Here is a 23,522-nt window from a genome sequence, read left to right as displayed (position 1 = left end):
TTCCTAATTATAAAGTTTCAACAGCTAAAGCTGATAATACTGCATTAGTTATTGTTAAACCAGCTGTTACAGAAATTAAGCTACTTGGTTCAAGTTGAACTGTATAAGTTGTATTATCATAAGCTGCATTGCAATCACAGAATTGGAAAGAAAATGACTCAGATTCTAATACTTCAACTGATTCAGCAAAAGTGAAAGTTCCACCTATTGGCTGAGGAGATCCGTTACCAACTGTTTTAATTAGTGTAAAGTTTAAATTTACTAAAATACCTACAGGTAAAGCAATTATACTAGTAAATGTCAAAAGAACTTTAGGATTGCACATTCTACCTGTATCTATAGAAACACTAGCTACAGGTATTGGTCTAGATAGTGGTGTTGAAATTACAGGAAGAGATCCAACCCCACCTGAACCAACGTTTAATAAAGCTCTACCAGGTTCAGGAGCACGGTTATAAGTCCTGCAAACAGGACGATTGTCACAAAATTCATAATCACGTTCGTCTTCACAAATATAACTCATAAATTACCTCCACATTATCATAAGTTTATCATATTTTTCTCTTAAAATTCGTTTTTGAGATTCTATTTATAGTATATAGTATGAAAATTGTGTAAAAATGTGCCGTATAGTAATTTTAATATTTATTTTTAGTATAACTAGGTATGTGCCTGACTTTCGATAAAGATTGATGTTTGGTATCATTTGTGGGAATATATATTATAGAACTTTTAAATATGAGGTGTAATTAAATGATAAAAAATGATTTTATGAAAGAATTAGAGAATACTCTGATGTTAACAACTGAAGAGGTTGAAAAAAGTATATCTACTGGTAATATAGACGAAGCAAAAGAAATAGTAAATAAAGGACTTAAATCTATAATTGGAATAGATATAGGAACAGTAGATATTTTTTCGTTTAATAGTTTAGAAAGATTTATTGCTAATGAAATGCACTACAATGCTGAAAAGTTTATTGCATTTGGCTGTTTTATGAAGCTGCAGGGTTTAATTAGTGGAAAAGAAAATAAGGAAAATTCTCAAATTGATTATTATGAAAAGGCTATAGAAAGTTTTTATAAAGCCTATAATGAAGATGATGAAATAAATCCGAAGTACTTAGATGATGCAGCTTATGTAGCAAAAGAATTAAGTAAATATGAAAGTTCTTTAGATATTGATAAGAAGATTCTAAGAATTTATGAATTAGCTAATAAACTTGATAAAGCAGAGGATACTTTATTTTATATGATTAGAAAAACTAATAATGATGGAAGTATTATTTTAGAAGGAATAAAATTTTACAATAGGCTTAAAGAAATGAATCACGATAAGTTAATGGAAGGTAATCTTCCTCTAGAAGAAGTAGAAGATGGACTTTTAGAACTTGAAAGAAGACTTGAGATGTAAATGTAACATTCCTGAAGAATGTAAAATATACTAAAGGGAAGTAATTATTTAAAAGAGGCATCTATGGAGTTTAAGGGATGGGGCAGTTTCGATGATTTAGTTAGAGCCTGCGGATACACTAACTGCAATGAAAATAGTGAAAATAGCAATTCAAATACAGGGAATATAAATAATGAATTTAATAATATAGGATGTAATGATATTCCAAATGGATTCCAAGGTTTAGATCCCCAGCTATTTATTTTAGTGGGAGAGATATTAGGAAATATAATATCTGGAAGGCTCCCTTTTAATATTCAAAATGCATTAGGAAATTGGCTGCAGTTAGTTGGTCAAGTAATTGAAACTTATAATGCGCAGCAGCAATATTTCCAAAGTGGTCCTGGAAGATACTTTCATCCTAAAAGCTACAATTCAGCTAATCAGTACTGTACTCAAAATCAAAGTAATACATCACAAAATTCCAATTCAAACATGGGTGATTCTAATAATTCAAGAAAAAATGACAGTAAGGAAAAAGGTTCAGATGAAAATAAAAACGATAAAATAAAACAATTGGAATTATGCATAATTGAGTTGAAGGAAGAAATACAGGAAATTAAGAGATTATTGGAAAAATAACTTAATTAAATTATTTTTCCAATAATTTTTCTTTAACTTTTTTAATATTTGTTACTTGTTTTGTTATGGTAGATACAAATATTACGCCTAATGCCAATGTTCCAGCGCTGGCTAATGTATTTACTCCGAGCTCTACAGCATTATTTATATTTCCGCTTATGGTTTCATACATAGTATAATACATGCCGGAGCCAGGGACTAGTGGGATAAGTGCGCAGACTACTATAGTTGTTACAGGGGTTTTTAAACGTCTTGCACAAATTTCAGAGTATATACTAAAGAATATTGAAGAGATAAATAGCGATAAAATATCACTTACATTATTCTCTTTTAAATATAAATAAGAATACCAGCTTAGGGCTCCCCCGATTGAAGCAAATATTAAATGTTTACCCTTTATATTGAAAATTATTCCAAAACCAAAAGATGCTAAAAATGCACTTGCAATTTGTGTAACCATGATACCTCCTAAATGTTGTGAATAAAGATATAACAAAGTTAAATTGTTCTTATTTTATGTAATAAACTAACTAAAATTATTTATATAAGCACTTAAAATTGCTCCAGTGCCAACAGCAATAGATACTGCAACTAAAAATGCTTCAGAAGCTTTTGTTATGCCGGACAAGAAATCACCGGCTATAGTATCCCTGATAGCATTAGTAATTGTAAGTCCAGGGACAAGAAGCATAATAGAACCTATAATAGTTTTATCTAAATTGTTAGCAAAGTTTAATTGCACGAGTATTATAGCTAAAAGCGCACATAAACCTCCGCTTAAAGAATTGATAAAGAACTCGTTTATATTTAATTTTTCACAGATTATAACAACTATTTTAATTGCTGCACCAATTAAACACGCAGAAAAGAAATCCTTAATATTTCCACCAAACATAATACTAAAGCATCCAGCTGCAATAGAAGACCATAATAGAGTAACTAAGCGAGAATATCTATTTTCCTTTAATATATTGATGATTTCATTTTTAAAATCATCAATATCAATAGATTCAGTTTGAATTTTTCTTGAAAGATCATTAATTAAATCAACTTTATGTAGGTCTACGCCTCTAGAAGTAATTCTTTGAACTAGTGTTGAAACCTCATCATAGTAGGTAACTGTAACTATAATTCCAGTTGGGATCACAAAGCTATCCACAGTGTGAGCACCAAAAGCAAGACATATCCTGCTAATAGTTTCTTCAACCCTATAAGTTTCAGCGCCACTTTCCAACATAATTTTTCCTGCAAGAGTAGAAACTTTAAGTAATTTATCTAAGTCCATAATTTTATTCTCCATTGAATTTTTATAATAACAGAATTATAACATATAATAAAAAAATCATATAGGGAGATAATATTATATGATGGTTGTGAAAAACATATTATTTAGTGAATAGTATAAACTGTGCAATAAAATTAACATAATTAATATCAAAATGATATAAATTGCAACAAATTTTACTAAAATTGATCTACTTGGTAAAAAAATAGTTGATAAATTTACTAAGAAATCTTATAATTTGAATATAAAAAAAATATTGGGGTGATTATTAGGATGAATTTTGAAAATATACAAAAAGAAGATAAAGAAATCTATGATCTAATTGAGAAAGAATTAGTTAGACAACAAAAAGGAATAGAATTAATAGCTTCAGAAAATATTGTAAGTGAAGCTGTTATGGAAGCCATGGGTTCTTATTTAACTAATAAATATGCTGAAGGATATCCAAATAAAAGATATTATGGCGGATGTCACGTTGTAGATGAAATAGAACAAATCGCAATCGACAGAGCTAAAGAATTATTTGGTGCAGAACATGCAAATGTTCAACCACATTCAGGTTCACAAGCAAACATGGCTGTATACTTTGCAGTATTAGAACCAGGAGACACTGTTTTAGGTATGGATTTAAGCCATGGTGGACATTTAACTCACGGTTCTCCAGTTAACTTTTCAGGAAAATTATTTAACTTTGTATCTTACGGAGTTGATAAGGAAACTGAAATGATTGACTATGAAAATGTAAGAAAGCTTGCAATTGAACATAAACCAAAGCTTATAGTAGCAGGTGCAAGCGCATACGCAAGAATATTAGATTTCCCAAAATTTAGAGAAATAGCTGATGAAGTTGGAGCATTATTAATGGTAGATATGGCTCATATCGCAGGACTTGTCGCTGCAGGTGTTCATCCATCACCAGTACCATATTCTGATTTTGTTACAACAACAACTCATAAAACTTTAAGAGGTCCAAGAGGTGGGCTAATACTTTGTAAAGAGCAGTATGCTCAAGCTTTAAATAAAAACATTTTCCCAGGAATCCAAGGTGGTCCGCTAGAGCATATTATTGCTGCTAAAGCAGTATGTTTTAAAGAAGCGTTAGATTCAAGCTTTAAAATATATGGTGAAAATGTTGTGGAAAACTGTAAAGAACTTGCAAATCAATTGATAGCTAAAGGATTTAAAATTGTATCAGGTGGAACAGATAACCATGTATTTTTAGTTGATTTAAATAATAAAGACATTACTGGAAAAGAAGCTGAAGCGTTATTAGATTCAGTAGGTATTACAGTTAATAAAAATACAGTGCCTAATGAGACAAGAAGTCCATTTGTTACTTCTGGAATAAGAATTGGTACTGCAGCTATAACAACTAGAGGCTTTGTAAAGGAAGATATGGCTGAAATTGCAGCAATTATAGGCGAAGCAATAGATAATAGAGCTGGAGATTTATCATCACTAAAAGTAAGAGTGGAAGCTCTTTGTGACAAACATCCATTATATAACTAATAAACAAAGAGGTTTCATTCTAAATTAATGAAACCTCTTTGTTATTAATTCTATTTATAATAAGAAGCAATTTTATTTTTAAATTAAAGTCTATTGGCATAATGTACATAGAATAAAAGTTGTATTTAGGTTTTAATTTCTAACAGAAAATATAGTGCACATTTAATTGAATTATGAATATGATGATATCAAGTAACAAGGAAATATAGGAGGCCTATATAAGTGAATCCTTATCAATTAATTATTATGGTTCAACAAAGAATGCAACAGGACCCGGAATTTGCCAATAAATTTAATAAAGTAGTATTAGAACTTAATAAAGTTCCAGGGCTTCAACAGAAAGTAATACAAATAGCTCAGATAGGAGATGAAAATCAAAGGCAGCAAGCCATGGACAAACTTCCTAAAGACGCTAAACATGCAGTAAAGAAAATATTAGGTTTACTTGAAGAATATAATATTAATTTTTAAAAATTTAGTATTATAAAGATATATGTTTTAAAGATACTTATTTGCAAATAGAAAATGAGTTTCTTATAAAAAGTTTTTATAAGAAACTCATTTTTTATTCAAAGCTAAAAATATATAATTTTAAGTAATGTTTTAGAAACCTCTTTTTTCAGCTTCTAATCCACTTTCGTTTATTCCAGGTCTTTTTATAGTGGTATTATAACTGCTTTTTCCATACTGTCCTTGTGTTTTATTCCCATTTCGCAAGTAATTACTTTTTGAGTAATCTTTATTATTGTTATTATCCATAGAATCATCTCCTTTTTTCTTGTGTACAAATATAGTATGTGCCATTAATCAAAATTAATAATAGTAAATTTAATATGTTTCTAATAATTTAAGAATAAATAAATAATTCAACTAACTAAAATCTAAGTAATCTATAGTATAGAAAGCAATATATATAAAATTTTCCAAAAAAACAAATGCATAGAAAATGTTATTACTGAGCAAATTATTATACGTTTTTTTACAGTTAAAGATGGTTCGATACTTGTCCTTATAAGAAAATAAAAACCAACTAAGGTGAAGAGAGCAGAACATATATTGCCATGAGAAAACATGAAGATTGTAGATACTATACATAAGAAAATATAATTCCAAATTGGTATATTCCTAACTTCAATGTATTTCTCTCCAGAATCTAAGTAATAACCATCAATAGAAATATCACAATCATTATCTATATTTACCAAAATAGCAGTTTTAGTACCTAAATCAAATGATGTTTCTCGAGTTACTCCAAAAGTTTTTGAAGGTTGAAGCCTAATACGTTTATCATTAACAAATAATTCTTTTTTTAAAAATGACGAAGTATATTTTATATTATAGGTAATGTTGTTTATTGTCGTTGTCCAACTTTTAATTCTCATGAAATACCTCCTTTAGTTGTATAATATTTATCCAATACGTAATTTAATCTCAAAATGCATATATTTAAATATATACGACAATTAAACTAAATAGAATGATATTTACAAATTGATATACTATGTAATTAATATAAAACGGTGTCAAAAGGATAATATATATTTTAACAGGTAGCACATTTATAGAGAAAATATATAAAATATGCTATAATAAGGTGCTTTGGGAGAAAATTTTATATCACAGATAAAAATATTAAGAGAAGGCTAGTATTTAAAAAAGAAGATGAAAGTGAGTTGAAGAAATACATTAATAATATTTAAGAAAAAAGGGAATTTAAATAGAATTTTTTTATAGAAAGTAGTGAGAAATTTGGATATATCAACGATTTTAATTATAGCATTTATTCTTATTATAGATATAGTTCTTATAGGAATCGACATAAAGAATAAACTTATTTTCAAAGGAATTAATAAATATAAAATAATAATGCCAATACTAGTAGTTGGCTTTGTAGTTGTTACATTCCTTTCAAATAATTATAGATTACAAGACATAATAGTTGGAATAGCGATATTACCTCTGGCTTTTATTGGTAATAAGCGTGGAATAACAGAAAACGGATTCTTGGTAAACTCATATGTAATGATTTGGGATAGAGTTGAGAGTTTTTCGTCAGAAGAAAAAGATAATAAATACATAATTAAATATAAAACTAATATTGGTCAAAAGAAAGTGACTTTTAAAGCAGAAAACAAGGAAGAAATTAAAAAATATTTACAAGTAACAAAGAGGATAAAATACATTATAAAATAAATGCTAAATTATAAGGAGTTACCGCTTAAAATTTTAAAGGTAACTCTTTGTATTTTTATATGATATAATGGGTAAATGTAATTAAAAATATTTTAAAAGTCATTGAGAGAGGAAGAAAATTGATGAGTAAAACTCTTGTATTAGCTGAAAAGCCGAGTGTAGGTAGAGATTTAGCGAAAGTATTAAAATGTTCACAAAATAAAGGTTCATATATAGAGGGAAGTAAATATATAGTTACTTGGGCTATGGGACATTTGGTAGGTCTTATGGATCCAGAAGGATATGATGTTAAATATAAAACATGGAACATGGAGACACTTCCGATGTTACCTAAACATATGAAACTAACTGTGCTTAAAAAGACTGGTAAACAATATAATGAAGTGAAAAAGCAAATGTTACGTGAAGATGTAAATGAAATAGTAATAGCGACTGATGCAGGAAGAGAAGGGGAATTAGTTGCAAGATGGATTATAGAAAAAGCTGGAGTAAAAAAACCGCTTAAGAGATTGTGGATATCATCCCAAACAGATAAGGCAATTTTAGATGGGTTCAGAAATCTTAAATTGGGAAAAGAATATGAAAATCTATATAAGGCTGCAGTTTGTAGAGCAGAAGCAGATTGGCTTATTGGACTAAATGTAACACGAGCATTAACTTGTAAATATAATGCTCAATTATCCGCAGGACGTGTGCAGTCTGCAACTTTAGCCATTATAGTTCAAAGAGAAGAAGATATTAAAAACTTTAAGCCGAGAACGTATTATACAATAGGAGCAAAAACAAAAGGATATAATCTTTCGTGGGTGAATAAAGATAATAATTCTAGAATTTTTGAAGAAGAATATGCTAATAAAATTGTCGCATCAGTTAAAGGGGAGGAAGGTGAAATTGTAAATGTCAGCGAAGTAAGTAAAAAGAAATTTTCACCAGCACTTTATGATTTAACAGAACTACAAAGAGATGCCAATAAGATATGGGGATATTCGGCTAAACAGACATTAGGGATAATGCAAAGATTATATGAAAATTATAAGATACTAACTTATCCAAGAACTGACTCAAGATATATTACAAAAGATATAGTTGCAACTATTCCAGAAAGATTAAAAGCTATTTCCATTGGAGAGTATAGAATTGCTGCAGAAGAATTATTAAGAGGAAAGATTAATGGACATAAAGGATTTGTGGATGATTCAAAGGTAAGTGATCACCATGCTATTATTCCAACAGAGCAAAAACCTAATTTAGCTGTTTTAAGCTCAGAAGAAAGAAAAATTTATGATTTAGTAGTTAAGAGATTTTTAAGTGTAATGCTTCCTCCTTTTGAATACATACAAACAACGATTGAGGGAAGAGTTAAAGAAGAAAAATTTATAGCTCAAGGTAAAGTGATTACATCTAAAGGTTGGAAGAAACTTTATGATAAGGTTGAAGATGAATCCTCAGAAGATGACATCAAGGAACAAGTATTACCTAAAGTTAATAAAGGCGATAAGTTTAAGATAGAAGATGTTAAATTAAACAAAGGTCAAACTAATCCACCTGCAAGATTTAATGAGGGAACATTATTATCTGCTATGGAAAATCCACATAAATATGTAAGTGTAGGTAAGGATGCAGCTAAGACATTAGATGAAACTGGAGGTCTTGGCACAGTTGCTACGAGAGCAGATATAATAGAAAAGCTATTTAACTCTTTTGTTATAGAAAAACAAGGCAAGGATATAGTTCCAACATCTAAAGGAAAACAATTAATTGAATTAGTTCCTAATGAACTGAAATCACCACTATTAACTGCAAAGTGGGAAAAGCGATTAGATGAAATTTCAAAAGGTAAATCAAGTGATCATGAATTTATCAGAGAAATGAGGAATTATGCAATTGCACTTGTGGAAGACGTAAAGGGTGGAAATACAAAATTCGTTCATGACAATAAAACAGGAAAAAAATGTCCTAATTGCGGAAAATATCTATTAGAAGTTAAAGGTAAGAATGGTGTAATGAATGTCTGTCAGGATAGAGAATGCGGGTATAGAGAAAGCGTAGCGAAAATCACAAACGCAAGATGTCCTGAATGTAAAAAGAAATTAGAGCTTCGCGGTCATGGAGAAGGTGCTATATATGTATGCACAGGAAGTACTTGCAATTTTAGAGAAAAGGCTGCGCAATTTAAGAAGAGGTTCGAAAATAATGGAAAAGTTGATAAAAGAGAAGTAAATAATTATATGAAAAAAATGAAAAAAGAAGCAGAAGATTTTAACGAGAATCCATTTGCTGCACTTTTAGGTGGCATGAAATTCGATAATAAATAAAATGTAAATGAGGCGGAATAATGGACGGAATTAATAGGTCAAATATTAAGATTGGGTCAAAGGTACTTGTAGTAAAAAAAGAGCACCAAAGAACAGGTGAGCTAACACAAGGAATAGTTAAAAGAATACTTACGAATTCTCAAATACATAATCGAGGCATAAAAGTTATGCTTGAAGATAATATTGTTGGAAGAGTTCAAAAAATATTAGAATAGAAGTTTGGAATATAAAATTAAATATGAGATAAATTTCTTGTCAAATCTTTGAGGAATTTTGGATTACTTGTTATATTATTTGTTCTTATGGTAACACTAATTCTGAAAGGAGGCAGTAAAATGAAAAATAAAATAAAAAGAATTTTATCTTTAACTTTGATATTTATTTTTACAATATTACTTTTGCCAATTAACTTAGCATATGCTGTAGAAGCAAATGAAAATGCTAAGGCTGAAGGAACTAAAATAGAAGCAAGATCAGCCTTACTAATGGAGCCTATGAGCGGAAAAATACTATATGAAAAAAATGCAGATGAAAAGTTTGCACCTGCATCTGTAACTAAAATTATGACAATGTTACTTACCATGGAGGCAGTTGATAGCGGAAAAATCAAGATTGATGATAAAGTAACTTGTAGTGAAAACGCTAAGAAAATGGGTGGAAGTACAATGCTTCTCGATACAGGGGAAATAAGAACTGTAGAAGAACTTTTAAAAGGAGTAGCTATTGCTTCAGGGAACGATGCTGCTGTTGCACTTGCTGAATATTTAGGTGGTACTGAGGCAGATTTTGTTAATATGATGAACAAAAAAGCACAAGAGCTAGGAATGAATAATACAACTTTTAAAAATTGCAATGGCTTACCTGCAGAAGGACATTTATCTACAGCAAAGGATATTGCGATAATGTCTAGGGAACTACTAAATCATCCGAATGTTTTAAAGTATACAGGAACTTATATGGAGACCATATCTGAGGGAAGAAAATCTCCAATAGAACTTGTAAATCATAATAAGTTGGTAAGGTTTTTTGAAGGATGCGACGGACTAAAAACAGGTTTTACAGATGAAGCCAAATATTGTATAAGTGCTACGGCAACAAGGAACGGAGTAAGAATGCTATCTGTAATTATGGGAGCACCAACTTATAAAATAAGGAATCGTGATGCAGGTTTGTTACTTAATCACGGATTTTCAAAATACGAAGGTAAAAAACTTGTGTCAAAGGATCAAGAAATAGATAAAGTTTATATGGATGAACAAACTGATAAATTCTTTATGGCAATGGCAAAAGATGACTTGGTTGTAATTTTACCTAAGGGAGAAAACAAAGAGTTAGAAAAGAAAATTGTTATTGAAGAATTACAAAAAGAGTATAAAGCCGGAGATATAGTTGGTAAATATGAAGTTTATTTAGGTGATGAAAAAGTTGGAGAGGTATCAATATATTGCGATAGAGATATAAAGAAAGGTAATATAATTGATAACATTAAGCATAATATTAAGAATTTATTTGAAAAGGGAGTTTAAATAAAATACTAATTTTCTAATAAATATAATAGAAAAACAGAATAAAACATAGCTTAATAATTTGAGGAAATCTTTATTATTAAGCTATGTTAATTTTATTTGATATATTTTGTTCATATAGCTTCTTCTAAAGTTTGATAATGAAAATAAGCAATATTTTAAAATTAAAATCGTATTAAACCTTTATATGAACGTTACTAAACATTCTTGTTTTGATAGATATATATTGGTATTATATATAGTGGAGCAACATAATTTAGTATAACTATAATATATGAATTAATAGTGGAGGTATAAAAACAACATATGGAACTTCCAAGAATAAAGATAAATGATTTTGAGGGACCGTTTGATTTGCTATTACACTTAATAAAGAAAAATCAAATGAGTATATATAATGTAAAAATATTCGAAATTACCAATCAATATCTGAATTATATTAATGAAATGAAGAAAATGGATTTAGATATTACATCAGAATTTATTGTGGTTGCGGCAACACTTATTGAAATAAAATCAAAACATTTGTTGCCTAAAATTAAAAAAGAGGATGAAAACGAAGAAGATGAAGAAAGAAATCTTTTAGAAAAACTTATTGTTTATAAAAAAATTAAAGGTGTTTCAGCCTTTTTTAAAGAAAGATATATAAGTGCTGGAGAAGTATATGGTAAAAAGCCTGAGGTAATAGAAGAGAAAAAGGAGGAAAATATTAAGCAAGACTTGTTTAAAGAAATAAGTCTTATAGGACTATATAATATATATAATAATTTACTAGAAATATATAATAATAAACAGAATAGAAATAATGTTATACAGAAGAAAATATATGTAGACAAATACAGAATAGAAGATAAGCTGGAATATATTATGAATAAACTTAAGTATGAAAATATAAACAGCTTTTATGAAATTATAGAAAATTGTGAATGTAAATTAGAGTGTGTTGTAACTTTTTTAGCTTTACTTGAAATGATAAAACAAAGAATGGTTAAAGTATATCAGAGTGATAATTTTAGAAATATATTGATAGAGAGGAGAACGGAAGATGCATAAAGATGAAGGGCTTCAAATTCCATTTATGGATGATATAAAAAAGAATTCTTTGAAATCGGCAATTGAAGCATTATTATTTGCAAGTGGTGAGCCGTTAAGTTTGCAGGAATTAGTAAATCATCTTGAAGAAAAGGACAAGTTTGTTGAAATACTTATTCAAGAGATGATAGAAGAATATGAAGTTTTGAGTAGAGGGATAAAAATAATATGTATTAAAGGGAATTATCAGCTAGTCACAAAAGCTGATAATTCTGATTACATACAAAAACTTTTAAAGAAAAATAAAAGGCAGTCACTCTCCCAAGCGTCAATAGAAAGTTTAGCAATAATAGCATACAAACAACCTATTACAAGAATAGATATAGATGAAATTCGAGGAGTTAAATCAGATAGCGCGATTCAACGATTAATAGAAAAGGAACTTATAAAAGAAGTTGGAAGATTGGAAGTGCCAGGAAGACCAATTCTTTATGGGACAACAGATGAATTTTTAAGACAATTTGAATTAAGTGATTTAAAGCAGCTACCTTCACTAGATTTATTTGGACAAGAAGATCTGCTTGAAGATAATTTAATTGAAAAGGAAGTAGAGATGGAATAGTTACACTTAAAGACTAATAGGAGAAATAGAAATTGTATAATAAACAAATTCTATTTCTCCTATGAATTTTATTAAAGTTTCTGATTAATTAATCAACACTATCATCCTCGCTTGCTAAATGTTCATCTGTAGTTGTAATGTTTGTTATATTAGTAGTACTATTTGTTTCATTTGTTTTATTTTTATTACACAAATCTTTTATCATACCTTTAACCATGTCGAGTACTTGTGGAACAGTATCAACAATTCTATCATAAGTAGTATCTTGATTAATTGGCAGCATTCTAACACCATCAGATTTTACAACTAAGAATGAAACTGGCTTAACTGAAACACCTGCACCGGAACCACCACCAAATGGAAAAGCTGAACTAGAAATGTCGGAATTCTCATATTGATATTCACTTCCGCCTGAAACAAAACCAAAACTTAATTTTGAGACAGGAACTATGTATGTGCCATCTTTCGTTTCAATTGCTTCTCCAATTACTTTGTTTACATCAATCATATCTTTAAGATTTTCCATTGTACTAGACATTAAATTTTCAACGTGTTTTTCGCTTGACATAATTACCCCCCTAAAATCAGGGGTCACCTCCCTTGTTTTAATAATATTTTTAGAAATATAATTGTTATATATATAATGTTTGCAAAGGACAAGAAAATTATACTTGAAGTTTCAATTTTTAGTAAAAACCTGTCTTCGAATATTGGGTTAATTTTAATATTATATCTATTTACGTGAAAAGGACGTTTTAGTGTAATATATATAATTGGGTTAAGTTGAGACAATATACCATAAAATATTGCAGTTCTTGCAGCATCATTTAATGAGTAGTCAAGTGATAATTTTATGCGCAATGACGGCTTGAATTTCAAATTTAGATGATATAGGGATTTTATTAAAGAGCTAAAATTAATTTTCTTATAAAATTTAGAGAAAAATTCACCTTCTTTTTTTACGACCGGTTTGCTATTTCGAGAATCAGTTTTGCTTTTACGCTTTTTTTTTGAGAAAATAGTAATTTTATATAATTTTATATAATAATCTACTGTAGAAAAGTACATACTAAGCTTAATAGGAATAGGAATAAAAAATATTAATAAAATTCCAAAAACAATAAAAAATAATTTCATAAAGTTCCTCCCCAATAGGTATACATCCTAATTATTGACTAATAGAAAAATTTTAAACCTAAAGTTTGATAAAACTAGGTTTAAAAAATTATTTTAAAGGGAAACTAGAACCAAATAGTAAGTTTAGAAGGTGATTAATTATGAGGAAGGGTACTACAAAGATTTCGATATTAATACTAGGCCTTATCTTGACTCAAATATTAAATATTAGTGTAAGTGCTAAAGGGAAGAATGATACAAACTTTAGAGTTAATGCAAGATGTGCGATTGCATTGGACAAAGAAACGGGGGCTGTTTTATTTGAGCAGAATGCTTATGAAATAGTTCCAATGGCAAGCACAACTAAAATACTTACTTCTCTTATTGCTATTGAACATGGCGAGTTAGATAAAAAAGTTACTATAAGTAAAAAAGCAGCAAGTATTAGAGGTTCTACAGTTGGTTATAAAGTAAATGAAGAAATAACTTTACGAGAATTAATCTTTGGACTGATGTTTAAATCAGGAAATGATGCAGCTATTGCAATCGCTGAAGAATTAGGTGGATCTATAGAAGGATTTTCTGAAATTATGAATCATTATGCACGGGGAATAGGAATATTAGATTCACATTTTGAATCACCACATGGACTTGACAGCAGTAATCATTATTCATCAGCTTATGATTTAGCTATACTTACGGCTAAAGGTATGGATTACGAGTTATTTAGGGAAGTTGTAGGAAGTAAATCAATTTCAAAAGATAAATATAATTTTACTAGAGATTATAATAATATCAATAAGATATTATGGAAAATTCCGGGAGCAAATGGCGTCAAAACAGGGTATACAGGCCAAGCCGGAAAGTGTTTAGTATCATCCGTAAATAATAATGGTAAAGATATAATAATTGTTGTTTTAAACTGTCCAGATAGATGGAATGTGACAGATAAAATATATAATCATGTACTAGAAAAAGTTGCTTTTGGAAACCATACGGTAAAAGAATTAGTATAACTATAAATTAAAGCTACCTAAACATTAGGTAGCTTTAATTTATATATGAATATAGGTTAGCAAATTTTTTGGTTAAATATATTATCTAAATTTACTTTTTGTATTCTTTTTCTTATTTCATCTATATCAGTTGTATATAAACCTAAATCTTTCATTCTATTAAAATATACAGATCCTGCAAACGTATATCTGTCCTTTCTTCCTTCTCTAGTCAAAGACTTTTCATTTGCATAAGTTATTATATCTCCAATTGCAATAGAAGATGGTAATATCAAAAGTGGCATTCCCATTGCAAGTTTTACTGCATTATGACCAGCTAAAGTACCTGTACAAATTGCTTCTGTATGGCCGACAAATAAACCGCTTTTCTCACCAGCACAGAATAAATTATCCACACCAGTGACTTTTAGGTCATTAGTTCGTGGTGCTACAGACAAGTATCGTATTGAGTTACCTTTACTTCCTGCATATGGGTCTACATATTTAGCATTTTCTAATCCTTTAATTTTTCTTAGCTTGTACAGTGGGTAGTAAGTAGTCATTAACTTTGCATGTCCTGTATCAAGCAAAATGATATTTTCGGCGAATTCTTTTAAAGCATATTGTTGACATACCTTTGTGCTTAATTTATCATAATTTATATCTTCTTGAGGTATTTTTAAAATAACAACACCTTTAGAGTCGAGCTCGTTTCTAATCTCATCAGATAAACTTTCTTTAGCTAACTTACAAGACCCAGAGAATGCCCCTAATATATCATCGCCTCTTTCTCCTTGAATATCTGGAACGCCACATCGTTCACTAATGCTTATTCTAGGTCCAAATGATGGACACCTTAAGACACACATTGAGCATCCATTCCCATAACGCAAACAATTGCCCATAGGGCCAGTTGTACCAGTGGTTTCTATAAATACATCTCCATCAATATAAGTTCCATCACTTAAATTAACTCCGTTTATTTTTTGTCCATCAAAGTTAATATCATTTACTCTACTTTCCATCATTAGATTTATGCCTAAAGATTTTAGATATTTACTAACTTCACCTTCAATCATATTTACATTATAAAGGGTGGCATGTTTGTGTCCAGGAAAATCTATATTTCTATGAGTCGATATTTTATCTGTTATTTCAATTAAATCGCCACAGCCTAAAGCGATAAGTTCTTCAGCTGCCGTAAATCGCCCATTATTACGCATTATCCCGCCAACATTACCAAGACCAAGTAATAAATCAGTCTTTTCAATTACAGTAACATCTGCACCAGCCTTCTTGCTTGAAATTGCTGCGGCGCAACCAGACCAACCTCCACCAATAATAATAACCTTCATATAAACCTTCTCCCTTCAAAAATATTTCTTGGGTCAGCCTGCTCCTTGCAGAATCTTTTTACTCTATGTCCAGAAAATCTAGATGTGCAAGCGCCACAAATACCTTCACCACAACACATTTTAAAGTTATTGCAGCAGGAAAGAGTAATGTCATTTCTATTTATTTCGTTTAGGTAATTAATTACAGAATAGGTCAAAATGTCAGCACCTGCGATATGGATGAATGTTACTCCATTTTCAAGATTATCTTTAATTATGACTTTTGCATGATCAGAAAGCTGGCCTTTTTCTAATAAAGAATTTTCAGAAGTTTTAATTTTATATTTATCTAAAAACTCAGTTGCAAAATTTATATTAAAGGGATCTTTATCCAAAACCGCATACAATTCATTATTTTGAGAAAGTAACTTACGAATAACAGGTATCATAGGAGCTAATCCAATACCTCTTGCAAGAATTAATGCTTTAGTATTATTTTGAGCTAATATATTTTTAATTCCAAATACACCATTCCAATAAGGACCTCTTATTACTATGTTTTCATTAGCTTTTGTGTTTAGCAGTTTAGCAGTTTTTATTCCTCTAATTTCAACAGCAATTGAAATTATATCATTTTCTATATCAGAATTCATAATTGAAATAGGAATATCAAAGTACTGATTTCCATCTGTCCTTATAAAAATATAGCTTCCAGGCTTAACTAAATCCAAAACTAACTTATGTGGCGCTTTGAATTTAATAACAATAAGATTATTATTATGATTAATTACCTCTTCTACATTGCAGTCAAAAGTTTTTCGTCCTTCCTTTGATTTATATCCATTATTATGAAGTTCTTGATAAATACAAACTCCCTTCCAATTTAAACAGTCGCAAAATACTTGACCTTGACATTGAGAACAAATTAAACATTGTCCATATTCTGCAAGTTTACAGGGGCAGTATTCAGTTCCAGCATCTATACAATCAATAGCTTCTTTTACCATTTTCTCTCCTAAGATAAAATTGCTTCTAATAATAGATTATTTCAAAAGACTTATTTTGCTACAAAAATAGCTTATTAAAATTAGTTAGAATATAATTTTATATTTTATTTATATTTTAATTGTAATATTTTGAGAGTTCCTTTGAAAAAATGAAATTAGAGCAAATTAGAATCTTGTTATGTTGCTTATAAAGAGAGCTTACTTATCTATATTTGCTATTAAAAAATTAATAGCAATAAGGTAGTAATTTAGATAAATGGTTTTCAAATTAAATCTTAAAGCTGAGTTGATTTAATAAATTGTCAAAAATATTAAAATTTTTATAAGTAAAAGATAAAATAAATAATTTGAAATGACGAAATATAGATAGTATTATATTTATGGCTTAGTATATGCTGATATGAATTTTTCAGATGCAAATTAAAATCATAATGAAGTAAATATATAGAAACAAAGCTAATTATTTATTTCATCAATAATTTTAATAATACAAGTAAATAATAAAAGTAGATTAAATTTTATTACACGAAATGAAAAAAATAAGGAGTTATAATAATGACTAAAAACGAAAAACAAAAGAAATTGACTTTAATTACATTAATACTAATGATTTTTACTTCTGTCTTTGGATTTGCAAATATGCCTAGATCCTTTTATCTTATGGGTTATGGAGCAATTCCATGGTTCATCCTAGGTGGAATAACATATTTCATTCCATTTGCATTCATGATGGCAGAATATGGATCAGCTTTTAAAAATGAAAAAGGTGGAATTTATTCTTGGATGGAGAAATCTGTAGGTCCTAAATTCGCATTTATGGGAGTTTTTATGTGGTATGCTTCATATGTAGTTTGGATGATAAATATATGTTCAGTTATTTGGATACCATTATCAAATACAATCTTCGGAGTAGATACTACATCAAAGTGGGGAATAGCTGGTTTGAATTCAACTCAAGTGCTAGGAATACTTGGGGTTATGTGGGTGTACGCAACATTTACAATATCAAAAAGAGGAATAAGTAAGATAACTAAAATAACATCAGTTGGTGGGATGGCAGTTGCGATCTTAAATATAGTTCTTATAATAGGGGCAATTATTGTATTTGCACTCAATAAGGGACAATTTAGAGAACCTATTACATCAGCTATGTCATTTGTTAATTCGCCAAATCCGGGCTATCAAACTATCAGTTCGATTTTATCATTTTTGGTTTTTGCTTTATTTGCATATGGTGGCATTGAAGCAGTTAGTGGACTTGTTGATCAAACAGAGAATCCGGAAAAGACATTTCCTAAAGGCATTCTTATAGCAGCAGCTATAATTTCAGTTGGATACTCTCTTGGGATTTTCTTGATAGGTATATTTACAAATTGGGCTGGAAAATTATCAGGTGAAAATGTAAATATGGGAAACATCGCTTATGTGGTTATGAACAACTTAGGGTATACAATTGGAGAATCACTTGGGCTAAGTGTTGATATAGCAACACAAATGGGGAATTGGCTTGCTAGGTTTGTTGGATTATCCATGTTTTTAGCATTAACGGGAGCATTTTTTACACTATCATATGCACCGCTAAAACAATTAATCGAAGGTACTCCTGCAAAACTGTGGCCTGGAAAGATGTCTGTTATTGATGAAAATGAAATGCCAATAAATGCGATGAAAATTCAGACTTTTATAGTAGCAGTTATGGTAATATTTGTTTCAATGGGGGGAAGCAGCGCGAAAGTATTTTTTAGATTATTAGTTGATATGACAAATGTTGCAATGACTTTACCATATTTATTTTTGTCTATTGCGTATATTTCGTTTAGAAAAAAAGATAACATAAAGAAACCTTTCTTAATGATAAAGAATAAAAAAAATGCAGTAGTTGTAGGAATGATAGTAACTGCTGTGGTTGGCTTTGCGAACATATTTACTATCATAGAACCAGCTTTAAATGGAAATTATAGCTCAGCAATAGCTATGATTGCAGGACCGATATTATTTATTATCCTGGCGTCTTTAATTTATGGAAGTAGTGAAAAGAGAAAATAAATAATGATTTATATAATAACTAGAGTGATTTTGACTCTAGTTATTTTTTATGGATTGATAAAAGATGTACGATCATTTGTTATATTAATTGGAGATATAAATATATTCAAAGTTTTTTAAGTAGTTTCCGTTAATTGGATTTTTAAGAAAATCTTAAGAAATAATAAAGAAGTTTTTAGTTGATTACCTATTTATTATTTAATATAATTTAAGTGTACTACTTGAAATAGTACACTTAATACAAATAGGAGGATGAAATATGAAAAAATCTACTGTTGTAGTGATAATTGGAGTATTTATTATACTCACAGCTTTTCTTGGAATGAGTGAAGAACTGATGTATAAGAAACAAAAATACTTTAATACTGCTAGTGAGCTGTTAGAACAAATGAAAGATAAACCACTTGTAGGAAGTAAAGATAATGGAGAAATAACGCAAACAAATGATTTGAAAGAATGTTTTTCAGAAAGGAAGAGACTAACAGATTTAAATTTTTATTACGGGAAAATTGATATTAAGAGAATTTATGATCTAAATGATAAGCAAAAGAAATCTATTTTAAATGAATATGAAATCCTTAGAAATAATTTTTCTAAACGACATCCAATCACAATTGAAGAGCCAATTAGATTAAATGTTGATGCATATCATTATATGTATACTGGTCAAGGAAAGTTGAAATATAACGACCCACAAAAAATTACCATTGATTTGGTACTTGTTGATGAAGGGGAAGGCTTAGTTATAGATTATATTAAGGAATATAACACTGATAGATTTGACGAAGAAGGCAACGCTGATGCTTAGAGTAGATCCGAGGAGTAGCACTCCTATTTATGAACAAATTGAATTTGGTATAAAGGAACTAATATTAAAAGGTGCATTAAAAGGTGGAGAAAAATTACCATCTGTCAGAGAATTATCATCAATTTTAACTATCAATCCAAATACGATAAGTAAAGCATATGGAGAACTTGAAAGAGAAGGGGTAATTGAAACTCTACGTGGAAAGGGGACTTTCATAACAAATAATTATAAAGGGAAAGTAGATGAGAAGAAAATGGAGTACATTTCAGGGGAATTAAAAAAGCTTATACTTGAAGCTAGTTATGGGGGAATTAGTAAGGAAGAATTTATGAAATTGACACTTCAGATATTTTCTGAATTAGGGGTGAGTGATAATGATAGAAGTAAATAATCTCTCTTTCGAAATTGAGGGGAAACAAATCCTAAAAAATATAAACTTGAAAATAAAGGAAGGGAAGATATTTGGTATAATAGGACCAAATGGAGTTGGTAAGACGACGTTACTAAGGTGCTTAACTGGAATATATTCTTCTCCGTCAGGATGCGTAATTTATGATGAACAAGAAGTTTACGATAATATTGAAGTTAAAAGTAAAATTGGGTATGTGGCAGATGAAAATATAATGCAAACTAATTTCAAAGTAAGCGACATATTAAAATATTATAGATATTCATATAAGGATTTTAATGAAGAAAAATTTAATGAGTTGAATAGAACATTTAATATCCCATTAAATAAATATATTTTTCAACTTTCTAAAGGAATGAAGATGAGGCTTTCAATAGTTCTTGCATTTTCAATTAATGCAAAATATTTAATATTAGATGAACCTACATCAGGCTTAGACGCAATACTAAAAAATAAGCTTCTTAAGATATTTATTGATGAGGTTATTGAGAATAATACAACAATTATAATAAGTTCACATCATTTAAATGAACTTGAGAGAATCTGTGATGATGTTGCTATTTTAGATGATGGTATAATTACCTATGAAAACTCGGTAGAGAATATGAAAAATAAAATACGAAAAATACAAGTAGCATTTAATGAGCCTGTTTATGAGGAAGACTTAGATTTAAAAGGAATCTTTAAAATAAATAAAGTTGGTAGAGTGTTTACTATAATAACAGATGAGTATGACCAAAATTTTATGAAAAGTTTAAGGAAATTTAATCCATTGTTTATTGAGGAAATTGATCTTAGCCTAGAGGATGTTTTTATATATAAAGTTGACAAGGAGGAGAACGATGAAAAAGTATTTAAATAAGGGATTATTATATGCATGGTTCAACTCTGCAAAAGCACCTATTGGAATTGGCATTTTTGTATGGGGTATTATTGCAAACATAATTATAAAAAGAAACTTATCCATGGTAAAAAATGAGATAGCAAATAATTTCGATAATTATTATCATGCTACTGGATTATATGAATATATAATGTTAGGGGTAATATTTATAGGCATTTATTCTATGGCAAAAGGGATTAATAAAAGGAATACTGAAATGTTCTTATCTAGTGGCCCTTATACAAAGAAACAAATTAAATACAACGAATTAATAAGTCTACTAGTTACATTAATATTTTTTGTTATAACCTATGCATATATTGCAACTATGTCTTATATAGGTAATCGAGAATTATTGTATATTGTTGAAGGTTATGAAACTATTATATTGATAGAAATTCTGAAAATAGTTTTGTTTGGTATAATTGGAATCATTTCTATGTTAATTATAGATTCAATGTTCTCAAATTCAGTAATAGGTTTTATGAGCATGATTTCTATAGTTCCTTTTTCTATTTTTATAACATTTATGAAAATAGTTAATATTTTAGGATACTTTGGAGTGGGGGATAACTATAGTTTATTAGATAAAATAGAATTGGTTAATCCTAATCAAGAATTTAGAAGATATTCAAAAATTTTAATTGATGAGATTACAGTAAAAGATATTACTTTTAATAATCTTTCAATTGAAATTGTAGTCACTGCAATAATAATTGTTTCATTGATGATAATATATAATATTGTTCAAAGAAAATTTAGATTAGAGAATTGCAACAAAATATTTTCATCTAAGATTAATGAGAAAATTATTGTCACAATAATATCAGTAGCTGTAGGTTCATTTGGTGCATTTCTTCTTTTGGAGAATTATATTAACAACATGCAGCATAAAAATGGGGGACCAGCTTTACTTGGAGAAAATTTTCTTAAAGCATTTGGAGCCGATATAGCATGTATTGCAATAGTAGCATTCGCTATATATAAAATTCTTAGAAAAATAATAAGAAATTTCGTATAAAGAATAATAAAAAGTCTCTTATATAATATTTATTTCAATCAAAAAAGAACAAAAAATATTAAGATTGAATAGTATATATTAACAAAAGAATAGGAGATGATAAACATGTCTAGACGTTCAAAAGATTGTTGCTGTTGTAAATGTACTCCATGTTGCCAATGCCAACCTAGCTGCTGTAATAGCTGTGGTTGTGGCTGTGGTGGATATGGTGGCGGTGGCTACGGTGGTGGTTTCGGAGGAGGCCTCGGTGGAGGTTTCGGAGGAGGCTGCGGTGGCTTTGGAGGCTGCGGAAGCTGGCTTTGGATCTTATTAATTTTATTCCTTGGTGGCGGAGCAGGTTGCGGAGGATTTTTCTGGTAATTTGATTAATCTTAAGGAATCAACTGTATAGTGGCCTTATAATTAGATGATAGAAACGCTGTAATCAGCGTTTCTATTATCTTTTATGCATAAATAATAATATTCTGAAAGTTGTATTATACTATTTAAAAAGATATAATTTAAATTACGGAAGAGGAATTATTTATATAAAGAACTAAAATTATGGAGTGATTAAAGTTATGGAAGAAAGATTACAGAAATATATGGCTAGTTGTGGTGTTGCATCTAGAAGGAAATGCGAAGAAATTATAGCCGAAGGAAAAGTTAAAGTCAATGGGGTTTTAGTAAATGAACCAGGAATTAAAATAGATCCATCAAAAGATATAGTTGAGGTTGATGGTGAAATTATAAAGAAAGAAGAAAATAAAGTATACATAATGCTTAATAAACCAGAAGGGTATATAAGCTCTGTTAAGGATGAAAAAGGCAGGACAACAATTCTAGATATTGTTAAAACAACTGAAAGGATATATCCAATAGGTAGATTGGACTATGATAGCTCAGGATTGATATTATTAACAAATGATGGAGAAATTTATAATAAGATTATTCATCCAAGAGTAGAGCTTATAAAAAAATATATAGCTGTGGTAAAAGGTGAAATCTTAGAGAGAGATATTCAAAAATTTGAAATTGGTATTGATATTGGCGGATATATAACAGCTCCAGCTACAATAAATGTTTTAAGCTATGATAGGAATGTTTCAACAGTAGAAATTGGAATACATGAAGGAAAGAACAGACAAATAAGAAAAATGTGCGCAGCTTTAAATCATGAAGTTTTATCATTAAAGAGAATAGCTGTTGGAGAAATAAAATTAGGTTACTTAAAAAGAGGGGAATATAGAAAGTTAAGTAAAGAAGAACTTGAATATATAAATAATTTATAGAAAATAACAGTAAGTAAATAAAAACTTGCAGATTTTTAATAATTTCTGTGAATAATCAGTTATTTATTGAACATTTGGAGATAAGATGATAGAATTAAATTAATATTATTCAAAGT

The 23,522-nt window shown here is 29.2% G+C and carries 27 protein-coding genes; 18 read left to right on the top strand and 9 right to left on the bottom strand.

The features are described 5' to 3' along the window. Nucleotides 1-7: 7 nt before the first annotated feature. Nucleotides 8-523 carry a DUF4489 domain-containing protein gene (locus D2A34_RS15230; protein WP_079441803.1) on the bottom strand — a complete coding sequence of 172 codons (516 nt, stop codon included), beginning with the start codon at nucleotides 521-523 and terminating at the stop codon, nucleotides 8-10. A 230-nt stretch (nucleotides 524-753) separates the two neighbouring features. Between D2A34_RS15230 and D2A34_RS15225 the strand changes: the two genes are divergently transcribed. Together D2A34_RS15225 and D2A34_RS15220 are read left to right on the top strand one after the other, a co-directional pair. Next, nucleotides 754-1,413 (top strand): DUF6483 family protein, encoded by a 660-nt coding sequence (locus D2A34_RS15225; protein WP_119367200.1) that lies wholly within the window; start codon nucleotides 754-756, stop codon nucleotides 1,411-1,413. A 63-nt stretch (nucleotides 1,414-1,476) separates the two neighbouring features. Continuing rightward, nucleotides 1,477-2,034: a hypothetical protein gene (locus tag D2A34_RS15220; protein ID WP_119367199.1), complete on the top strand. Its 558-nt coding sequence runs from the start codon at nucleotides 1,477-1,479 to the stop codon at nucleotides 2,032-2,034. 10 nt (nucleotides 2,035-2,044) lie between these two features. Here D2A34_RS15220 and D2A34_RS15215 read toward each other — a convergent pair whose 3' ends face one another. Both D2A34_RS15215 and D2A34_RS15210 read right to left on the bottom strand, forming a co-directional pair. Further along, the gene (locus D2A34_RS15215) at nucleotides 2,045-2,494 is read right to left on the bottom strand and encodes a threonine/serine exporter family protein (protein WP_079441806.1); all 450 of its coding nucleotides are present in this window, start codon (nucleotides 2,492-2,494) and stop codon (nucleotides 2,045-2,047) included. A 66-nt stretch (nucleotides 2,495-2,560) separates the two neighbouring features. Next, a complete protein-coding gene (locus D2A34_RS15210; protein ID WP_119367198.1) occupies nucleotides 2,561-3,319 on the bottom strand; it encodes a threonine/serine exporter family protein in 759 nt (252 codons plus the stop codon). Between the two features lie 273 nt (nucleotides 3,320-3,592). Here D2A34_RS15210 and glyA point away from each other — a divergent pair, with 273 nt between their 5' ends. Both glyA and D2A34_RS15200 read left to right on the top strand, forming a co-directional pair. Then, nucleotides 3,593-4,828 carry a serine hydroxymethyltransferase gene (gene glyA / locus D2A34_RS15205; RefSeq protein WP_079441808.1) on the top strand — a complete coding sequence of 412 codons (1,236 nt, stop codon included), beginning with the start codon at nucleotides 3,593-3,595 and terminating at the stop codon, nucleotides 4,826-4,828. Nucleotides 4,829-5,050: 222 nt separating this feature from the next. Continuing rightward, complete coding sequence (locus tag D2A34_RS15200; RefSeq protein WP_079441809.1) at nucleotides 5,051-5,299, top strand: hypothetical protein; 249 nt, start codon at nucleotides 5,051-5,053, stop codon at nucleotides 5,297-5,299. A gap of 132 nt (nucleotides 5,300-5,431) precedes the next feature. Here the strand turns inward: D2A34_RS15200 and D2A34_RS26800 are convergent, their stop codons facing one another. Both D2A34_RS26800 and D2A34_RS15195 read right to left on the bottom strand, forming a co-directional pair. Next, complete coding sequence (locus D2A34_RS26800) at nucleotides 5,432-5,587, bottom strand: hypothetical protein (protein ID WP_169896861.1); 156 nt, start codon at nucleotides 5,585-5,587, stop codon at nucleotides 5,432-5,434. Nucleotides 5,588-5,718: 131 nt separating this feature from the next. Beyond that, entirely contained in the window at nucleotides 5,719-6,210 is a 492-nt protein-coding gene (locus tag D2A34_RS15195) for a hypothetical protein (RefSeq protein WP_119367197.1), read from the bottom strand. 358 nt (nucleotides 6,211-6,568) lie between these two features. Between D2A34_RS15195 and D2A34_RS15190 the strand changes: the two genes are divergently transcribed. From D2A34_RS15190 to scpB, 6 genes are all read left to right on the top strand, one after another. Further along, nucleotides 6,569-7,021, top strand: a complete 453-nt coding sequence (locus tag D2A34_RS15190) for a DUF5673 domain-containing protein (protein ID WP_242966170.1) — start codon at nucleotides 6,569-6,571, stop codon at nucleotides 7,019-7,021. Between the two features lie 122 nt (nucleotides 7,022-7,143). Beyond that, nucleotides 7,144-9,336 carry a DNA topoisomerase III gene (locus D2A34_RS15185; RefSeq protein WP_119367196.1) on the top strand — a complete coding sequence of 731 codons (2,193 nt, stop codon included), beginning with the start codon at nucleotides 7,144-7,146 and terminating at the stop codon, nucleotides 9,334-9,336. Between the two features lie 20 nt (nucleotides 9,337-9,356). After that, nucleotides 9,357-9,551: a YwbE family protein gene (locus tag D2A34_RS15180; protein WP_079441813.1), complete on the top strand. Its 195-nt coding sequence runs from the start codon at nucleotides 9,357-9,359 to the stop codon at nucleotides 9,549-9,551. A 120-nt stretch (nucleotides 9,552-9,671) separates the two neighbouring features. Continuing rightward, on the top strand, nucleotides 9,672-10,862 hold the full coding sequence (locus tag D2A34_RS15175; RefSeq protein ID WP_119367195.1) for a D-alanyl-D-alanine carboxypeptidase family protein: 1,191 nt from the start codon (nucleotides 9,672-9,674) through the stop codon (nucleotides 10,860-10,862). 306 nt (nucleotides 10,863-11,168) lie between these two features. Further along, nucleotides 11,169-11,915, top strand: coding sequence for a segregation/condensation protein A (locus D2A34_RS15170; protein ID WP_119367194.1), 747 nt, complete (start codon nucleotides 11,169-11,171; stop codon nucleotides 11,913-11,915). Further along, complete coding sequence (scpB, locus tag D2A34_RS15165; RefSeq protein WP_119367193.1) at nucleotides 11,908-12,516, top strand: SMC-Scp complex subunit ScpB; 609 nt, start codon at nucleotides 11,908-11,910, stop codon at nucleotides 12,514-12,516. The genes D2A34_RS15170 and scpB overlap by 8 nt, the downstream gene beginning before the upstream one ends. Before the next feature lie 88 nt (nucleotides 12,517-12,604). Here scpB and ytfJ read toward each other — a convergent pair whose 3' ends face one another. Together ytfJ and D2A34_RS15155 are read right to left on the bottom strand one after the other, a co-directional pair. Then, entirely contained in the window at nucleotides 12,605-13,084 is a 480-nt protein-coding gene (gene ytfJ / locus D2A34_RS15160) for a GerW family sporulation protein (protein ID WP_079441570.1), read from the bottom strand. Between the two features lie 23 nt (nucleotides 13,085-13,107). Continuing rightward, complete coding sequence (locus D2A34_RS15155; RefSeq protein ID WP_079441569.1) at nucleotides 13,108-13,653, bottom strand: DUF2953 domain-containing protein; 546 nt, start codon at nucleotides 13,651-13,653, stop codon at nucleotides 13,108-13,110. 140 nt (nucleotides 13,654-13,793) lie between these two features. On the opposite strand from D2A34_RS15155, the gene D2A34_RS15150 reads away from it, so the two are divergent. Then, a complete protein-coding gene (locus D2A34_RS15150) occupies nucleotides 13,794-14,648 on the top strand; it encodes a D-alanyl-D-alanine carboxypeptidase family protein (protein WP_119367192.1) in 855 nt (284 codons plus the stop codon). Nucleotides 14,649-14,704: 56 nt separating this feature from the next. Here the strand turns inward: D2A34_RS15150 and D2A34_RS15145 are convergent, their stop codons facing one another. Together D2A34_RS15145 and D2A34_RS15140 are read right to left on the bottom strand one after the other, a co-directional pair. After that, entirely contained in the window at nucleotides 14,705-15,982 is a 1,278-nt protein-coding gene (locus D2A34_RS15145) for an FAD-dependent oxidoreductase (RefSeq protein WP_119367191.1), read from the bottom strand. Further along, a complete protein-coding gene (locus D2A34_RS15140) occupies nucleotides 15,979-16,968 on the bottom strand; it encodes a sulfide/dihydroorotate dehydrogenase-like FAD/NAD-binding protein (protein WP_119367190.1) in 990 nt (329 codons plus the stop codon). Before D2A34_RS15140 ends, D2A34_RS15145 begins: the two co-directional genes overlap by 4 nt. A gap of 555 nt (nucleotides 16,969-17,523) precedes the next feature. Here D2A34_RS15140 and yjeM point away from each other — a divergent pair. The 7 genes from yjeM (at nucleotide 17,524) to D2A34_RS15105 (ending at nucleotide 23,406) form a co-directional block, all read left to right on the top strand. Further along, nucleotides 17,524-19,014, top strand: coding sequence for a glutamate/gamma-aminobutyrate family transporter YjeM (gene yjeM, locus D2A34_RS15135; protein WP_119367189.1), 1,491 nt, complete (start codon nucleotides 17,524-17,526; stop codon nucleotides 19,012-19,014). Between the two features lie 259 nt (nucleotides 19,015-19,273). Next, the gene (locus D2A34_RS15130; RefSeq protein WP_119367188.1) at nucleotides 19,274-19,822 is read left to right on the top strand and encodes a hypothetical protein; all 549 of its coding nucleotides are present in this window, start codon (nucleotides 19,274-19,276) and stop codon (nucleotides 19,820-19,822) included. After that, nucleotides 19,815-20,213, top strand: a complete 399-nt coding sequence (locus D2A34_RS15125; protein ID WP_119367187.1) for a GntR family transcriptional regulator — start codon at nucleotides 19,815-19,817, stop codon at nucleotides 20,211-20,213. The genes D2A34_RS15130 and D2A34_RS15125 overlap by 8 nt, the downstream gene beginning before the upstream one ends. Further along, complete coding sequence (locus D2A34_RS15120) at nucleotides 20,197-21,093, top strand: ABC transporter ATP-binding protein (protein ID WP_119367186.1); 897 nt, start codon at nucleotides 20,197-20,199, stop codon at nucleotides 21,091-21,093. The genes D2A34_RS15125 and D2A34_RS15120 overlap by 17 nt, the downstream gene beginning before the upstream one ends. Next, a complete protein-coding gene (locus D2A34_RS15115) occupies nucleotides 21,074-22,135 on the top strand; it encodes a hypothetical protein (protein ID WP_119367185.1) in 1,062 nt (353 codons plus the stop codon). Before D2A34_RS15120 ends, D2A34_RS15115 begins: the two co-directional genes overlap by 20 nt. 105 nt (nucleotides 22,136-22,240) lie before the next feature. Next, entirely contained in the window at nucleotides 22,241-22,495 is a 255-nt protein-coding gene (locus tag D2A34_RS15110) for a ground-like protein (protein WP_079441559.1), read from the top strand. Between the two features lie 200 nt (nucleotides 22,496-22,695). Next, nucleotides 22,696-23,406, top strand: coding sequence for a pseudouridine synthase (locus D2A34_RS15105; protein WP_079441558.1), 711 nt, complete (start codon nucleotides 22,696-22,698; stop codon nucleotides 23,404-23,406). The last annotated feature ends 116 nt before the right edge of the window (nucleotides 23,407-23,522 follow it).

This window comes from Clostridium chromiireducens (assembly GCF_003575225.1).
Classification (GTDB): Bacteria; Bacillota; Clostridia; order Clostridiales; family Clostridiaceae; genus Clostridium; species Clostridium chromiireducens.
The sequence above is the reverse complement of the archived record's forward strand: the minus strand, read 5'-3'. Positions and strand labels throughout refer to the sequence as shown.

What these genes read in the sequence shown, in the direction of transcription:
- D2A34_RS15230 (WP_079441803.1), bottom strand. Translation starts at nt 523, where the DNA reads ATGAGTTATATTTGTGAAGACGAACGTGATTATGAATTTTGTGACAAT.
- D2A34_RS15225 (WP_119367200.1), top strand. Translation starts at nt 754, where the DNA reads ATGATAAAAAATGATTTTATGAAAGAATTAGAGAATACTCTGATGTTA.
- D2A34_RS15220 (WP_119367199.1), top strand. Translation starts at nt 1,477, where the DNA reads ATGGAGTTTAAGGGATGGGGCAGTTTCGATGATTTAGTTAGAGCCTGC.
- D2A34_RS15215 (WP_079441806.1), bottom strand. Translation starts at nt 2,494, where the DNA reads ATGGTTACACAAATTGCAAGTGCATTTTTAGCATCTTTTGGTTTTGGA.
- D2A34_RS15210 (WP_119367198.1), bottom strand. Translation starts at nt 3,319, where the DNA reads ATGGACTTAGATAAATTACTTAAAGTTTCTACTCTTGCAGGAAAAATT.
- glyA (WP_079441808.1), top strand. Translation starts at nt 3,593, where the DNA reads ATGAATTTTGAAAATATACAAAAAGAAGATAAAGAAATCTATGATCTA.
- D2A34_RS26800 (WP_169896861.1), bottom strand. Translation starts at nt 5,587, where the DNA reads ATGGATAATAACAATAATAAAGATTACTCAAAAAGTAATTACTTGCGA.
- D2A34_RS15195 (WP_119367197.1), bottom strand. Translation starts at nt 6,210, where the DNA reads ATGAGAATTAAAAGTTGGACAACGACAATAAACAACATTACCTATAAT.
- D2A34_RS15185 (WP_119367196.1), top strand. Translation starts at nt 7,144, where the DNA reads ATGAGTAAAACTCTTGTATTAGCTGAAAAGCCGAGTGTAGGTAGAGAT.
- D2A34_RS15180 (WP_079441813.1), top strand. Translation starts at nt 9,357, where the DNA reads ATGGACGGAATTAATAGGTCAAATATTAAGATTGGGTCAAAGGTACTT.
- D2A34_RS15175 (WP_119367195.1), top strand. Translation starts at nt 9,672, where the DNA reads ATGAAAAATAAAATAAAAAGAATTTTATCTTTAACTTTGATATTTATT.
- D2A34_RS15170 (WP_119367194.1), top strand. Translation starts at nt 11,169, where the DNA reads ATGGAACTTCCAAGAATAAAGATAAATGATTTTGAGGGACCGTTTGAT.
- scpB (WP_119367193.1), top strand. Translation starts at nt 11,908, where the DNA reads ATGCATAAAGATGAAGGGCTTCAAATTCCATTTATGGATGATATAAAA.
- ytfJ (WP_079441570.1), bottom strand. Translation starts at nt 13,084, where the DNA reads ATGTCAAGCGAAAAACACGTTGAAAATTTAATGTCTAGTACAATGGAA.
- D2A34_RS15155 (WP_079441569.1), bottom strand. Translation starts at nt 13,653, where the DNA reads ATGAAATTATTTTTTATTGTTTTTGGAATTTTATTAATATTTTTTATT.
- D2A34_RS15150 (WP_119367192.1), top strand. Translation starts at nt 13,794, where the DNA reads ATGAGGAAGGGTACTACAAAGATTTCGATATTAATACTAGGCCTTATC.
- D2A34_RS15145 (WP_119367191.1), bottom strand. Translation starts at nt 15,982, where the DNA reads ATGAAGGTTATTATTATTGGTGGAGGTTGGTCTGGTTGCGCCGCAGCA.
- D2A34_RS15140 (WP_119367190.1), bottom strand. Translation starts at nt 16,968, where the DNA reads ATGGTAAAAGAAGCTATTGATTGTATAGATGCTGGAACTGAATACTGC.
- yjeM (WP_119367189.1), top strand. Translation starts at nt 17,524, where the DNA reads ATGACTAAAAACGAAAAACAAAAGAAATTGACTTTAATTACATTAATA.
- D2A34_RS15130 (WP_119367188.1), top strand. Translation starts at nt 19,274, where the DNA reads ATGAAAAAATCTACTGTTGTAGTGATAATTGGAGTATTTATTATACTC.
- D2A34_RS15125 (WP_119367187.1), top strand. Translation starts at nt 19,815, where the DNA reads ATGCTTAGAGTAGATCCGAGGAGTAGCACTCCTATTTATGAACAAATT.
- D2A34_RS15120 (WP_119367186.1), top strand. Translation starts at nt 20,197, where the DNA reads ATGATAGAAGTAAATAATCTCTCTTTCGAAATTGAGGGGAAACAAATC.
- D2A34_RS15115 (WP_119367185.1), top strand. Translation starts at nt 21,074, where the DNA reads ATGAAAAAGTATTTAAATAAGGGATTATTATATGCATGGTTCAACTCT.
- D2A34_RS15110 (WP_079441559.1), top strand. Translation starts at nt 22,241, where the DNA reads ATGTCTAGACGTTCAAAAGATTGTTGCTGTTGTAAATGTACTCCATGT.
- D2A34_RS15105 (WP_079441558.1), top strand. Translation starts at nt 22,696, where the DNA reads ATGGAAGAAAGATTACAGAAATATATGGCTAGTTGTGGTGTTGCATCT.